Annotated in this window: 14 protein-coding genes; all 14 read left to right on the top strand. The window is 39.0% G+C overall.

All coding sequences use genetic code 11. The features are described from left to right. Positions 1–279 precede the first annotated feature (279 nt). The 14 genes from rimP (at position 280) to dut (ending at position 13708) form a co-directional block, all read left to right on the top strand. Positions 280–738: a ribosome maturation factor RimP gene (rimP, locus tag L1765_RS04190; RefSeq protein WP_236405391.1), complete on the top strand. Its 459-nt coding sequence runs from the start codon at positions 280–282 to the stop codon at positions 736–738. 33 nt (positions 739–771) lie between these two features. After that, the gene (gene nusA / locus L1765_RS04185; protein ID WP_236405390.1) at positions 772–1875 is read left to right on the top strand and encodes a transcription termination factor NusA; all 1104 of its coding nucleotides are present in this window, start codon (positions 772–774) and stop codon (positions 1873–1875) included. A 12-nt stretch (positions 1876–1887) separates the two neighbouring features. After that, positions 1888–2166: an RNase P modulator RnpM gene (gene rnpM, locus L1765_RS04180; RefSeq protein WP_236405389.1), complete on the top strand. Its 279-nt coding sequence runs from the start codon at positions 1888–1890 to the stop codon at positions 2164–2166. Beyond that, a complete protein-coding gene (locus tag L1765_RS04175) occupies positions 2153–2452 on the top strand; it encodes a YlxQ family RNA-binding protein (protein WP_236405388.1) in 300 nt (99 codons plus the stop codon). The genes rnpM and L1765_RS04175 overlap by 14 nt, the downstream gene beginning before the upstream one ends. 18 nt (positions 2453–2470) lie before the next feature. Next, positions 2471–4828, top strand: coding sequence for a translation initiation factor IF-2 (gene infB / locus L1765_RS04170; RefSeq protein WP_236405387.1), 2358 nt, complete (start codon positions 2471–2473; stop codon positions 4826–4828). A 40-nt stretch (positions 4829–4868) separates the two neighbouring features. Further along, complete coding sequence (gene rbfA / locus L1765_RS04165; RefSeq protein ID WP_236405385.1) at positions 4869–5225, top strand: 30S ribosome-binding factor RbfA; 357 nt, start codon at positions 4869–4871, stop codon at positions 5223–5225. Further along, on the top strand, positions 5222–6214 hold the full coding sequence (locus L1765_RS04160; protein ID WP_236405383.1) for a DHH family phosphoesterase: 993 nt from the start codon (positions 5222–5224) through the stop codon (positions 6212–6214). The genes rbfA and L1765_RS04160 overlap by 4 nt, the downstream gene beginning before the upstream one ends. After that, complete coding sequence (truB, locus tag L1765_RS04155; RefSeq protein WP_236405381.1) at positions 6211–7113, top strand: tRNA pseudouridine(55) synthase TruB; 903 nt, start codon at positions 6211–6213, stop codon at positions 7111–7113. Before L1765_RS04160 ends, truB begins: the two co-directional genes overlap by 4 nt. Positions 7114–7118: 5 nt before the next feature. Further along, entirely contained in the window at positions 7119–8060 is a 942-nt protein-coding gene (locus L1765_RS04150; protein WP_236405379.1) for a bifunctional riboflavin kinase/FAD synthetase, read from the top strand. A gap of 142 nt (positions 8061–8202) precedes the next feature. Beyond that, a complete protein-coding gene (rpsO, locus tag L1765_RS04145; protein WP_236405377.1) occupies positions 8203–8472 on the top strand; it encodes a 30S ribosomal protein S15 in 270 nt (89 codons plus the stop codon). Between the two features lie 162 nt (positions 8473–8634). After that, complete coding sequence (locus tag L1765_RS04140; protein ID WP_236405375.1) at positions 8635–10746, top strand: polyribonucleotide nucleotidyltransferase; 2112 nt, start codon at positions 8635–8637, stop codon at positions 10744–10746. 237 nt (positions 10747–10983) lie between these two features. Next, complete coding sequence (locus L1765_RS04135) at positions 10984–11934, top strand: polysaccharide deacetylase family protein (protein ID WP_236405373.1); 951 nt, start codon at positions 10984–10986, stop codon at positions 11932–11934. 84 nt (positions 11935–12018) lie between these two features. Beyond that, entirely contained in the window at positions 12019–13272 is a 1254-nt protein-coding gene (locus tag L1765_RS04130) for a M16 family metallopeptidase (protein ID WP_236405371.1), read from the top strand. Further along, a complete protein-coding gene (gene dut, locus L1765_RS04125; RefSeq protein WP_236405369.1) occupies positions 13265–13708 on the top strand; it encodes a dUTP diphosphatase in 444 nt (147 codons plus the stop codon). The genes L1765_RS04130 and dut overlap by 8 nt, the downstream gene beginning before the upstream one ends. Positions 13709–13721 lie beyond the last annotated feature (13 nt).

Genomic DNA, 13721 nt, shown 5'->3' with positions numbered 1-13721 from the left:
TTGGGGAGATCGCGTTCAGTGGGAAAATACCGGCTTAAAAATCTGAAAATGATGCAGTTTTTCCCTTAGACATTGAGGAGATATTGTGGCGGCAGCCCACGGAAAAAAGCACATCGCAAAAAGCTCTAAAAGATTGACTGTTGCCAATCAAATAGGGTTATGTTATAATCATTTTGGTAATACTTAGTATAGAGGAACTTTTTGCAGAGTGGGGCAACCCACTCTTTCTTACTGAATAAGAACCATGACGATTAGCCATTGATCTAAGGAGGATGAGTCATGCCCCAAAACGTAACTGGGCTCGTTGAAAGACTGGTTATCCCAATTCTTGATGAGCAGAATCTTGAATTGGTGGATATCGAATTTACAAAAGAGGCCGCCAATTGGTTTCTTCGTATATATATAGATAAAGATGGGGGAGTGGATATTGAAGACTGCGGCCGGGTCAGTGAACAGTTAAGTAAAAAACTGGATGAGGCGGATCCGATCCCCCAGGCGTATTTTTTGGAAGTTTCTTCTCCAGGTGCCGAAAGACCGTTGAAAAAGGAGAAAGATTATCTGCGTGCTGTAGGGAAATATGTACATATTGAAACTTGCGAATCCATCGATGATCACAAGGTGTTTGAGGGAACATTATCTTCCTATGAAAATGGAGAATTGGTGATTAAAGAAAAAAATAACCATTGGATCGTTCCTGTTGACAAAATATTAAGTGCTCGATTAGCCATAAAATTTTAATTGTATTGGTAGGATATGAAAGGAGGAGAAAACATGAATCCAGATCTGATGGATGCCATAAATCAATTGGAAAGAGAAAAAGGAATTAGTAAGGAAGTATTGATTGAAGCAATTGAAGCTGCTCTTATTTCAGGGTACAAAAGGAATTTTAGTTCTGCACAAAATGTGAGGGTGGATATTAACAGACAAACAGGGGAAGTAAAGGTATTTGCCAGAAAAGAGGTGAAGGAAGAAGTAGAGGATCCAAGATTGGAAATTTCATTAGATGCCGCTCGCCAAATCAACCCAAACTATCAGTTGGAAGATGTGGTTGAAATTGAGGTAACTCCTAAAGACTTTGGCCGGATAGCGGCCCAAACGGCAAAACAGGTGGTTACGCAAAGAATAAGGGAAGCGGAGAGAGTTCTTATCTACAGCGAGTTTATTGATCGTGAGGATGACATTATTACCGGTATCGTTCAACGTCAAGATTCCCGTTTTTTTTATATTGATTTGGGGAAGACAGAAGCTTTATTACCATTAAACGAGATCATGCCTACGGATCATTTGAAGCATGGTGATCGCGTAAAGGCGTACATTTCAAAAGTGGAAAAAACAACAAAGGGACCTCAGATATTTGTATCGAGAACTCATCCGGGGCTATTAAAAAGATTATTTGAATTGGAGGTTCCGGAAATATATGACGGCACAGTGGAAATCAAATCTGTTGCCAGGGAGGCTGGAGACAGATCCAAAATTGCCGTCCATTCAATTGACGAAAATGTTGATCCGGTGGGAGCCTGTGTCGGACCAAAAGGATTGAGGGTGCAAACGATTGTTCAAGAATTAAAAGGAGAAAAAATTGATATCGTTCGTTGGTCAAGCGATCCCTCTGAATATGTTGCCAATGCCTTAAGTCCTTCCAAAGTGATTAAAGTGATCGTAAATGAGGAAGAAAAAATGACGAGGGTGGTTGTTCCGGATTACCAATTATCACTAGCCATTGGCAAAAGGGGGCAAAATGCCCGGTTGGCTGCTAAATTAACTGGTTGGAAGATTGATATTAAAAATGAATCAAAGGCTTTAGAAGAAGGAATCATTCAGCCAGGTGAACAGCTGAATCTCAGTGAAGAGATGGAAGAAAATATAGAAAATTAGGGGAAATGTTCGATGAAAAAGAGAAAAATCCCTATGCGTAAATGTGTTGCTTGTCAAGAGATGAAGCCCAAGAAGGAACTGATTAGAATTGTTCGAACTCCTGAAATGAAAGTGATGATCGATCCCTCAGGAAAAGCTTCCGGAAGGGGGGCATATCTTTGTGCTCGCTTGGACTGCTTTAAGCTGGCAAGAAAACGAAATGCCTTTGATAAAGCACTGGAAATGAAAATCTCTGATGAAGTATATATACAATTAGAAGAAGAATGGATTCAAGATTATGATAAAAAATAAACTTTCCTTGCTAGGCCTTGCCATGAAAGCAGGGAAGGTCATTTCAGGAGAAGAATTAGTTTTGCGCAACATTCGGAATGGGCGTGTGAAGTTGGTGTTGATCGCAAAGGATGCTTCATACAATACCATAAAGAAGTTTACCGATAAGTGTTCAAGCTATCATATCCCCTATTTGTTGATTTTATCCCGGGAAGAATTAGGGAAGGCTATCGGGAAACCCAATCGAGTGATCATAGGTATCATGGATGATGGATTCTCAAAAAGAATAAAAGAATTATTCCAGTAAATCTTTGGGGGTGAAAAAATGGGTAAGATGCGTGTATACGAATATGCAAAACAATTGAATATGAGCAGTAAAGAAATTTTAACGATATTGGACCGCCTTAATATTTCTGTTAATAATCATATGAGTATCATAGATGAGAGTATTCAAAATAAAATACAACAATTTTTTACAGATATTAAATTAAATGCTGCCTCTGCAAAAAATCAGGGAAAACACGAAAAGGATCATAAAAAAATTCAAGAGCTAGAGAGGATTGGGAAGAAAAAAGTGAACACAGAAACGCAACCTAAGACAGCTCAACAAAAGTCATCTCCTCATATCAACAGAAATACAAATAAAAAAGGTCAAGAAAAGGCAAATTCTCAAAGGCAATTTCATCAAAAAATGGAAGATAAAAATGCACCTAAAGGAAATCAATTGCCAAAAGATAATCCATCAATCGAAAAAGATAGCGATGTAATAATGATTGATGAAGATGCTCTTGTTGTAAACAAAAACAAATTGAAAAAAACCAAAGCCAATCAAAAACGTTTTGATGACAGTAAATCAAAACCAGTTTTTACAAAAGATTCGAAGAAAAAACCTCAGCCTAAAAAAGCGGAACAAAAACCGGTTGAGAAGAAAACTCCTGCCAAAATTGTCGTATCAGGGATATTGACAGTAGAAGAGTTAGCCAAAAAGTTAAATAAAGAAGTAGGCGAAATCATAAAAAAACTTTTATTTCTTGGTATAATTGCAACAAAAAACCAGGAAATTGATATGGATGTCATCACCCTTATTGCCGACGAGTACAATGTTGAAGTTGAAGAAAAAATTGAATTGGATGAAGATCAATTTGAACAAGTTCAAGAAGTAGATCAAGAAAAAGATTTAAGGGAGCGTCCGCCAGTAGTAACCATTATGGGTCATGTTGACCATGGAAAAACAACCCTTCTTGATGCGATTCGCCATACTAATGTGACGGCCAATGAGGCAGGAGGGATTACCCAGCACATCGGAGCCTATCAAGTTGAGATTAAAGGCAAGAAGATTACTTTCCTTGATACGCCTGGACACGCGGCATTTACAACTATGAGAGCACGGGGAGCACAGGTTACCGATATTACTATTCTCGTTGTTGCAGCTGATGATGGTGTGATGCCGCAAACTGTTGAAGCAATTAACCATGCAAAGGCGGCAAATGTCCCGATTATTGTGGCAGTAAATAAAATTGACAAGCCTGGTGCTAACCCTGACCGTGTAAAACAGGAATTGACAGAGCATGGACTGGTTCCCGAAGATTGGGGCGGGGATACCATTTTTGTTCCAGTTTCTGCCTTAAAAAAAGAAGGACTGGACGATCTTCTTGAAATGATTCTACTCGTGGCTGAAGTGGCAGAATTAAAGGCCAATCCTAATAAGAGAGCTCGGGGTACCATCATTGAGGCCAAATTGGATAAGGGTAGAGGATCAGTAGTAACTGTATTGGTTCAGAACGGTACGTTAAAGATTGGTGATCCCATTGTTGCCGGTATTGCCTATGGGAAAGTGCGTGCTATGTTGAATGATAAAGGGAGAAGAATCAAGGAAGCAGGACCCTCTACTCCTGTGGAAATTACTGGATTAAACGGTGTTCCCCAGGCGGGAGACCAATTTATGGTCTTTGAGGATGAGAGAAAGGCACGGGCGATTGGGGAGAAACGAGCCATTAAAGTAAAAGAAGCAGAGAGAACCACCACTGCCAGGGTTACCTTAGATGACCTGTATCAGCAGATTAAGCAGGGCGAAATGAAGGAATTAAATGTTGTTATTAAAGGGGACGTCCAGGGCTCTGTTGAAGCATTAAAAGGTTCCTTGGAGAAGATTGATATTGAAGGGGTTCGGGTAAAGATTATCCATTCCGGGGTTGGAGCAATCACCGAATCCGACATTATTTTGGCTTCTGCATCCAATGCGATTGTCATAGGATTTAATGTCAGACCAGATGCTAATGCAAAAAATAGGGCTCAATCGGAAAAAGTAGATATTAGGCTTCATCGAATTATTTATAATGTAATTGATGAAATAGAAGCGGCATTGAAAGGTATGCTTGATCCAGAATATGAAGAAAAAGTGATTGGGACCGCGCAGGTTCGCCAAGTGTTTAAAGTCTCCCGAATTGGGTCTATTGCTGGTAGCTACGTGACGGAAGGAAAAATTACCAGGGATGCAGAGGTTCGAGTCATTAGAGATGGCGTCGTCATTTTTGAAGGAAAGATTGACAGCCTTAAACGTTTTAAAGATGATGTAAGAGAAGTTGCACAAGGGTATGAGTGTGGAATTACCATTGCAAATTTTAATGATATTAAAGAAGGAGATATCATCGAGGCGTTCGTAATGGAAACGGTGACCCATTAAACATTTTTAAAGAATGATGGGTTGATTAGGGGTGATGCTTATGTCAAAAGTTCGAGTTTCCAGAGTGGGAGAACAAATGAAAAAAGAATTAAGCCAAATTATTCAAAGGGAATTAAAGGACCCAAGAATAGGCTTCTTGACAGTAACTGGAGTTGAAGTAAGCGGAGATCTTCAGTTGGCCAAAGTTTTTATTAGTGTGCTTGGAAGTGAAGAACAAAAAGTAAATACCCTAATTGCTTTATCCAAAGCAAAAGGATTTATCCGATCGGAAATGGGAAAAAGAATCAGGCTTCGACATACACCTGATCTGATATTTAAGTTTGATGAATCGATCGAATATGGAAATCGAATTGAGTCCTTGCTTCAACAAATTAATAGGAAAGATGAAGAAGAATGATGAACCACTCCGCCAACTTTGAACAAGTTCAGCGTTTCCTAGAAAAAGAGGATAATTTCTTATTGATTTCCCATGTTAATCCAGATGGGGATACCACGTCATCTCTCCTAGCGATGGGTTATTATTTAAAAAAAATAGGGAAAAAGGTGACGTTTGTAAATGAGGGAAAAACCTCCTCCCAATTTTCCTTTCTGCCCCATTTTGATGAAATCATTAATTATTCCGCTGACGGTTTATCTGGAACATTTGATACGGTAATTACTTTAGATGCTGCAGATTGGAACCGTTTGGGAAAAGTTGTACAATCCATTTCTGAAGGAGCAAGAATTCTTAATATTGATCATCACCCAACCAATACTTTATTCGGACATATTAATCTGGTGATCGATAGTGGTGCAGCAACGGCAGAAGTGTTATATGACCTGTTTACCTATATGAAGGTTGAATGGGATACTCCATTGGCGTTATGCCTCTATACCGGGTTGCTTACTGACACGGGGGGATTTCGTTATTCCAATGTGAATTCAAAGGTTTTTAAAATTGCCTCCCATTTAATTTCACATGGAATATCTCCCGGTGAGGTGGCTGATGCAGTTCTTGAGACCACCACAGAAGCCAGACTGCAGCTCCTTCAGAAATCCCTATCCACACTAGAAAAAGCAGGAAACGGGAAAATTGCATTTTTTACGTTAAGTTACGAGGATCTGTCCCGAGTTAATGGGGAACCTGAAGATACGGAGGGGATTGTTAATTACGCCCGAAACCTTGAAGGAGTTGAAGTAGGTTTGTTTTTCAAGGAAGTAGCCCCTAATGAAGTAAAGGTGAGTCTTAGATCGAAAAAATCGGTAGATGTAGCAAAAATTGCAAAGCTTTTGGGTGGAGGAGGACATGCCAGAGCTTCAGGTTGTACCTTATACTCGTCATTGACTGAGGCAAAAAATAAAGTAATATCCCTTATTCTTTCCAATTTGGAGGAATCCGTTTCATGAGCATGAACGGTATCATTTTAATTGATAAGCCAACAGGTTTGACTTCACATGACGTGGTAGCAAAAATTCGCAAATTATATCGATTAAAAAAAGTAGGACATACTGGAACATTGGATCCCCATGTGACCGGGGTACTTCCTATATGTCTTGGACAAGCAACAAGAATTTCAGAATATCTCTTGCATCAGAATAAAACCTATATCGGTGAAGTCACTTTTGGTTTTTCTACAACCACTCAAGACAAATGGGGGGAAATCATTAATGAATTAAAGCAAGTAAAGATAACCCCCAAGGAAATTGAAGAAGTTTTTTCAAAAATGGAAGGAGAAATATGGCAAACTCCCCCCATGTATTCAGCAATTCGAATTGATGGAAAAAGACTTCATCAATTGGCTAGAGAGGGAAAGACAGTACATCGTCAACCTAGAAAAGCCTTAATATATCGCTTCCAAATTATATCAATGGAATTGGATCAAGATCATCCTAAAGTTTCCTTTGAAGTGGAATGTTCAAAAGGTACCTATATCCGTACCTTATGTGAAGATATTGGGACATCCCTTGGTATTCCTGCCCATATGTCTTTCTTGAGAAGGACAAAAAGCGGTCCCTTCACCATAGAAGAATGTTGGTCATTAGAAGAAGTAGAAGAAAAAATCAACGAAGGAGAAGGAGATAAGATATTGCTTCCCCTTGATCAGGCAATAAAATCATTTCCGGCGATTTCCGTTGATCATGAGATCAGAAAATGCGTTTTAAACGGACAGCCCATTACATTAACTTCACCAATGGAAAAAGATCAGCGAATCCGCATTTATGATCGGAATCATGATTTTTTGGCCATCTATCGTGTAGCGGATTGGCAAAGTGCAATTGCTGAAAAAGTATTTCATTTAGGGTGACTCGTATGGACATTTTTCATTTGAATTCTTCTCATCTGTCATATATAGAACCTAAACCTTGCGTGATGGCGATAGGGTATTTTGATGGTATTCATTTAGGACATCAACAGGTACTAAAGAAGGCGATTTCTCTTGCTGAGGAATGTGGTTTGATTTCTGCGGTTATGACGTTTCACCCCCACCCAAGGGAAGTCCTAGGAATTGATGGGTATAACCGTTACATTACTCCATTGAAAAAAAAATTACAGTTATTGAAAGATATGGGGATACACCGAACTTATGTTGTTCATTTTGATTTAGACTTTGCCTCTATTTCTCCCGAGGACTTTATTAATGATTACATTAATCAGTTATTTGTTAGACATGTTGTTGTAGGGTATGATTTTACCTTTGGACACAAAGGTCAGGGAACAGCTGATTCCCTAAAAAACGGAAGTCAGGGTAAGTTTTCCGTTCATGTGATACAACCGGTGAATCTCATGGGAGATAAAGTAAGCAGCACATTAGTCAGAGAGTATCTGTCCAAGGGTGAGGTGGAGAAGATCCCCCGTTACCTTGGCCGGTATTATCAGCTAACCGGAATTGTTGTTGAAGGTGAGAAAAGAGGAAGAACCATAGGTTTTCCGACAGCAAACCTGAACTTAAATGAAAATTTTATTGTTCCAGCTTCTGGGGTTTACGGAGTAAGAGTTACTCTTCATGGCAAATCTTATAACGGAGTTATGAATATTGGATTTAAACCTACTTTTCATCAGAGAAAACTGCCATTAACTATAGAAGTACATATTTTTGATTTTGCTGAGCAAATCTATGATGAAATATTGGAAGTTGATCTTTTATTTTTTATCAGGCATGAGAAAAAATTTTGCTCCGTTAATGAATTATTTTCTCAAATAAAAAAAGATATTGCCTTCGCCAAGGATAAAATAAAAAAACAATTTCGTTAATTCAATCATTCATTTACTATTTGATGAACCTATGTTATACTTTTTCAGGGTATTGGAATACCTTAGGTAAACCATGGCTTGGAATAGCGATTCACCGACGATATTCTAGGTTATAGGGGATAAAGATAAGGAGGTGAAGGGGATGGCTTTAACTCAAGAGCGTAAGCTAGAAATCATCAATGAGTTTAGGGTACATGAAACGGATACCGGTTCTCCAGAAGTTCAAATTGCTATCCTAACGGAAAAGATCAACTATCTTAACGAGCATTTGCGTGAACACAAGAAAGATCATCATTCTCGTCGCGGGTTATTAAAAATGGTTGGTCATCGTCGCAATTTGTTAAACTACCTAAAGAACAAGGATATTACACGTTATCGTAACCTTGTAGACAAGTTAGGTCTTCGTCGATAGGAATAACTTTGCATGAAGAAAAAGCGGGGAATGTGTCCCCGCTTTTCTTACGACAACATTTTTCTTTTTTTGCTTTTACTTTACCTGTAGGGAGGAAATAATGGATAGATGACGAATTTTAATGGAGTTATAATCATTTAGAAGGGAGGATTTATACATAACATGGTAAAAACGTATGAAATGGAATTAGCTGGCCGTAAAATTATTTTAGAAACTGGAAAGTTAGCCAAACAGGCCAATGCAGCCGTATTGGTTCGCTATGGAGATACTGTAGTTTTATCCGCAGTAACCGCATCAAAGGAACCGAAGGATCTAGATTTCTTTCCCCTTACTGTAAACTATGAAGAGAGGCTATATGCTGTTGGGAAGATTCCAGGTGGGTTTATCAAAAGGGAAGGAAGGCCTAGTGAAAAGGCAATTTTAGCTTCACGTCTTATTGACAGACCAATCCGTCCGTTATTTCCGGATGGATTCCGAAATGAAGTTCAGGTGGTAAGTACTGTTTTATCGGTTGACCAAGATTGTTCACCGGAAGTTGCAGCAATGATCGGGGTTTCCGCTGCTCTTTCCATCTCCAATATTCCTTTTTCTGGACCCATCGGCGGTGTAATTGTAGGGAGAGTGGATAACCAGTTTGTGATTAATCCATCTGTGGAACAAGCAGAAAAAAGTGACATCCACTTGATTGTGGCCGGAACCAAAAACGGTGTAAATATGGTGGAAGCTGGAGCAGATGAAGTACCCGAGGAAATTATGTTAGAAGCCATTATGTATGGACATGAAGTCATTAAGAAGTTGATTGCCTTTCAAGAGGAAATTGTTAATGAGGTCGGACAAGAAAAAATGGAAGTTCAATTACATCGCATCTCTGAGGAGATTAATCGGGATGTTAGGGAATTTGCTTATCTTAAATTGAAGGATGCCATACAGATCGAAGAAAAACAGGCAAGACAGAGTGCCATCGATGATATTATGGCAGAAGCGGAGGCCCATTTTTTGGAGATCCTTGGTGAAGAGTCAGTTTCCGAAGTAAGGGAAGTTCTTGAAAACATTGTAAAAGAAGAAGTTAGACGGTTAATTACCCATGAAAAGAAAAGGCCAGATGGACGAGCATTAGATGAAATCAGACCCATATCCTGTGAGGTTTCTCTGTTGCCTAGAACCCATGGTTCAGGCTTGTTTACAAGGGGACAAACACAGGCATTATCGGTATGTACTTTAGGAGCATTAGGCGACGTGCAAATCCTTGATGGGCTGGGATTAGAAGAATCAAAACGATTTATGCATCATTACAACTTTCCACCATTTAGTGTAGGAGAGGCCCGGCCGATGAGGGCACCTGGAAGGAGAGAAATTGGACATGGTGCATTGGGTGAGCGGGCATTGGAACCCGTAATTCCTTCAGAAAGTGATTTTCCTTATACGATAAGACTGGTTTCAGAAGTTTTAGAATCCAATGGCTCCACGTCTCAGGCAAGCATTTGTGCCAGTACTTTGGCGCTTATGGATGCAGGTGTGCCCATTAAAGCACCGGTAGCTGGTATCGCTATGGGACTCATTAAAGATAATGACCAGGTATCTGTATTAACAGATATTCAAGGGATGGAAGATCATTTGGGTGATATGGACTTTAAAGTGGCAGGGACTGAAAAGGGAGTTACCGCCCTGCAAATGGACATTAAAATTGAGGATATCAACCGTGAAATATTGAAACAAGCTTTGGAGCAAGCCTATAAGGGAAGAATGTATATCCTTGAAAAAATGAAAGGAGCTATTTCTAAACCAAGATCAGAGCTTTCTCCCTATGCGCCTAAAATTATTACCTTTAAAATTGATCCTGAAAAAATCAGAGAGGTAATTGGTCCCAGCGGAAGAATGATCAATAAGATTATTGATGAAACCGGGGTAAAAATTGATATTGAACAAGACGGGCGCATCTATATTGCTTCTGTCAATCCCGCCATGAATGATAAAGCAAAGGTTATGATTGAAAATCTGGTAAAAGAAGTGGCGGTGGGGGAAACTTATCTGGGAACGGTAAGACGAATTGAAAAATTCGGGGCATTTGTTGAGGTTATCCCAGGAAAAGAAGGATTGGTACACATTTCCCAGTTGGCTGAACAGAGAGTCAATAAAGTTGAAGACGTGGTTAGCATCGGAGATTCTATCCTGGTAAAAGTGACAGAAATTGATGCCCAGGGTCGGATCAATCTTTCCAGAAAAGCTGCTTTAATAGAGCAAAAGGGAGAATCTGCAGAAATATCTAAAACATAATCAGATGGATGTACCATGATGAACGAGAGAGACAGAGAAATCTGGCTCTTTTTTATTTGTTTTCTTTGTCGAACTGAACTATAGATGTGGAACTAATATTCCATAACCCGAAGGGGCATGAGCATTTAGTTCTACCTATGTGACAGACTTTGGAATTAAAAAGGTCTAGTTGGGACTAGCCACACATATATTATAGATGAGCCGTAGAATAAAACAGTAGAAATTGTGGAGGCCAATATGAATGGGAAGAAACATTGGTGGGTATTTCTTTTGTTTGGTTCATTTCTTCTTTATCTCATCAATACAAAGCCGGTCAATCAATATATAGAAATAGTAAAGCAAACGGCCAGCGTCAATTCTAAGCAAGTGAAAGAAGATCCTTTGCTAACTGAAATTATCGGAAAAGAACAGGAGGAATTCATCCCACCGATCAATGCCAAAATGGATAGGGTGTGGAAAGTGATTCCTGGATATAATGGAAGAAAGCTGGACGTGGGATATACCTATTACCTAACCTTGCAAAACGGGGTATATACTCCCATGTACAAAGAGATTTTGCCTACCATTCAATTGAAAGATCTTCCGCCTGGTCCAATATATCGCGGAAATCTAAAAAAACCAATGGTGGCTTTAATGTTTAACGTGTCCTGGGGTGAAGAATGGATACCGGATATCCTTCAAATTTTGCATAAGAAAAAAATAAAGGCCACCTTCTTTCTAGATGGTTCCTGGGTAAAAAAGAATGAAGAATTAGCCCGACTTATTGCTGATCAAGGGCATGAAATAGGAAATCATGGTTATTCTCATCCGTTGATGTCAAAAATTACCTTATCCAGAATCCGTCAAGAAATTTTAAAGACAAATGAAGTGATTCAACAAACAACGGGGAAAAAACCTCTGTTATTTGCTCCCCCTGCCGGAGACTTTAACCAAAAGGTTGTTGACGTAGCCTATCAACAAGGGATGAAAACCATTCTTTGGACGGTTGATACGATTGATTGGAAGAAGCCTGATTCTTCGGTGATTGTTCATCGCGTACTTAACAAAATAGACAATGGCAACCTGGTATTGATGCATCCAACTGAACCAACCTCTAAAGGACTGGAGCAAATGGTGGATGGAATCATAGCAAAAGGGTTAATGATCGGAACTGTAAGCGAGGTTCTTTCATCCAACCGTATCAATTGAAAGTAGATGCTAATTCTGGTATAGTATCAGTGTCTATCGCATCGGTATGATTAATGGTTGGAGAGTGAATGAGGGGGAATCTTTTTGATAAATAAACATGTTTTAAACAATGGAGTTCGAATTATAATTGAAAAAATGCCATCCGTCCGCTCCGTCTCATTGGGTGTTTGGGTTGGAACAGGATCCAAATATGAAACAGAGAAAAATAATGGGATCTCACACTTTATTGAACATATGTTATTTAAGGGAACCCAAACAAAGAATGCCAAAGAAATTGCAGAGTCCTTTGATAGTATTGGAGGACACGTCAATGCCTTTACATCAAAGGAGTACACATGTTATTATGCAAAGGTTTTGGATGAACATTTCGATATTGCCTTAAATGTGCTTGCAGACATGTTTTTTAATTCAACATTTGATCCCATTGAGTTAAATAAAGAGAAAAAAGTAGTGATTGAAGAGATAAATATGTATGAAGATACGCCCGATGATCTTGTACATGACCTGATCGCAGAAGCATCATATGGGAATCATCCTTTAGGCTATAGCATTTTAGGCACAGAAGAAAATTTAAACCGTTTTACAAGGGAAGATGTTATCCAATATATATCACAGCATTATCTTCCTGAAAATACGGTCATTACCATATCAGGAAACGTATCAGAAACCATTTTAGAAAAAGTGGAAAGAAAGTTTTCTTTCTTTTCCAATAAGATACAGGAAAATATTGTTCCATTGCCAACTTTTTTAGGCAGTCAGGTTGTTCGTCAAAAAACCACAGAACAAGCCCATCTTTGTCTCTCTTTTCCAGGATATGCGGTTGGAGATTCCAAATTGTATCCCCTTATTCTGTTAAACAATATTTTAGGGGGGAGCATGAGTTCCCGCCTCTTTCAAGAAATTAGGGAGGAACGGGGACTTGCTTATTCCGTATTTTCATATCATTCTTCTTTTAAAGACAGTGGATTATTTACTATTTATGCCGGAACGGCTCCACATCAATTGGATGAGGTTTTTTCAATCATTACAGAAAATATTCAGAAAGTAAAAGATGAAGGTATTACGGAAGGAGAGCTGAATAAAGGAAAAGAACAGTTAAAAGGGAGTTTAATGTTAAGTCTTGAAAGTACAAACAGCCGAATGAGCCGTCTTGGTAAGAATGAACTTTTACTGGGATATCATATAAGTTTGGATCAGATGATCCAAAAAATTAATGAAATAAACCTTGAAGATATAAAAAAAGTATCACATGATTTATTTTCTCAACCATTAGCTTTATCGATGGTTTCTCCAAAAGATCAGTTGCCAAAAGGGTATAGGAGGAATTTGTTTGTTTGAAGTAAAGATTAAACGGTTGCCAGGAAATGAGGACATTCCTATTCCTCGAAAAATGTCGCAATTAGCCAGTGGATTTGATTTAGTTGCTGCTGTTTCGGAACCTGTTTCCATTTTTCCAGGAGAGTGGAAGCTGATTCCAACGGGATTTTATTTGGAGATGCCTGCACAATTGGAAGCTCAGATTAGGCCTCGAAGTGGTTTAGCCTTAAAAAAAGGAATCACAACCCTGAATTCCCCTGGAACAATTGACGCAGATTACCGTGGAGAGATTGGAGTTATCCTTATCAATCATGGAAAAGAAACTTTTATTGTAAATCGGGGAGACAGAATTGCCCAAATGGTTTTTCAGCATGTACCTGAAATCAGATTCACTGAGACAGAGCAAATTTCTGAAACAGATCGTGGTAAGGGTGGTTTTGGTCATACCGGAATTTAATTAGGTGGGGAGA

The organism is Microaerobacter geothermalis (assembly GCF_021608135.1).
GTDB lineage: Bacteria > Bacillota > Bacilli > DSM-22679 > DSM-22679 > Microaerobacter > Microaerobacter geothermalis.
This window is presented reverse-complemented; position numbering and strand designations above follow the sequence as displayed.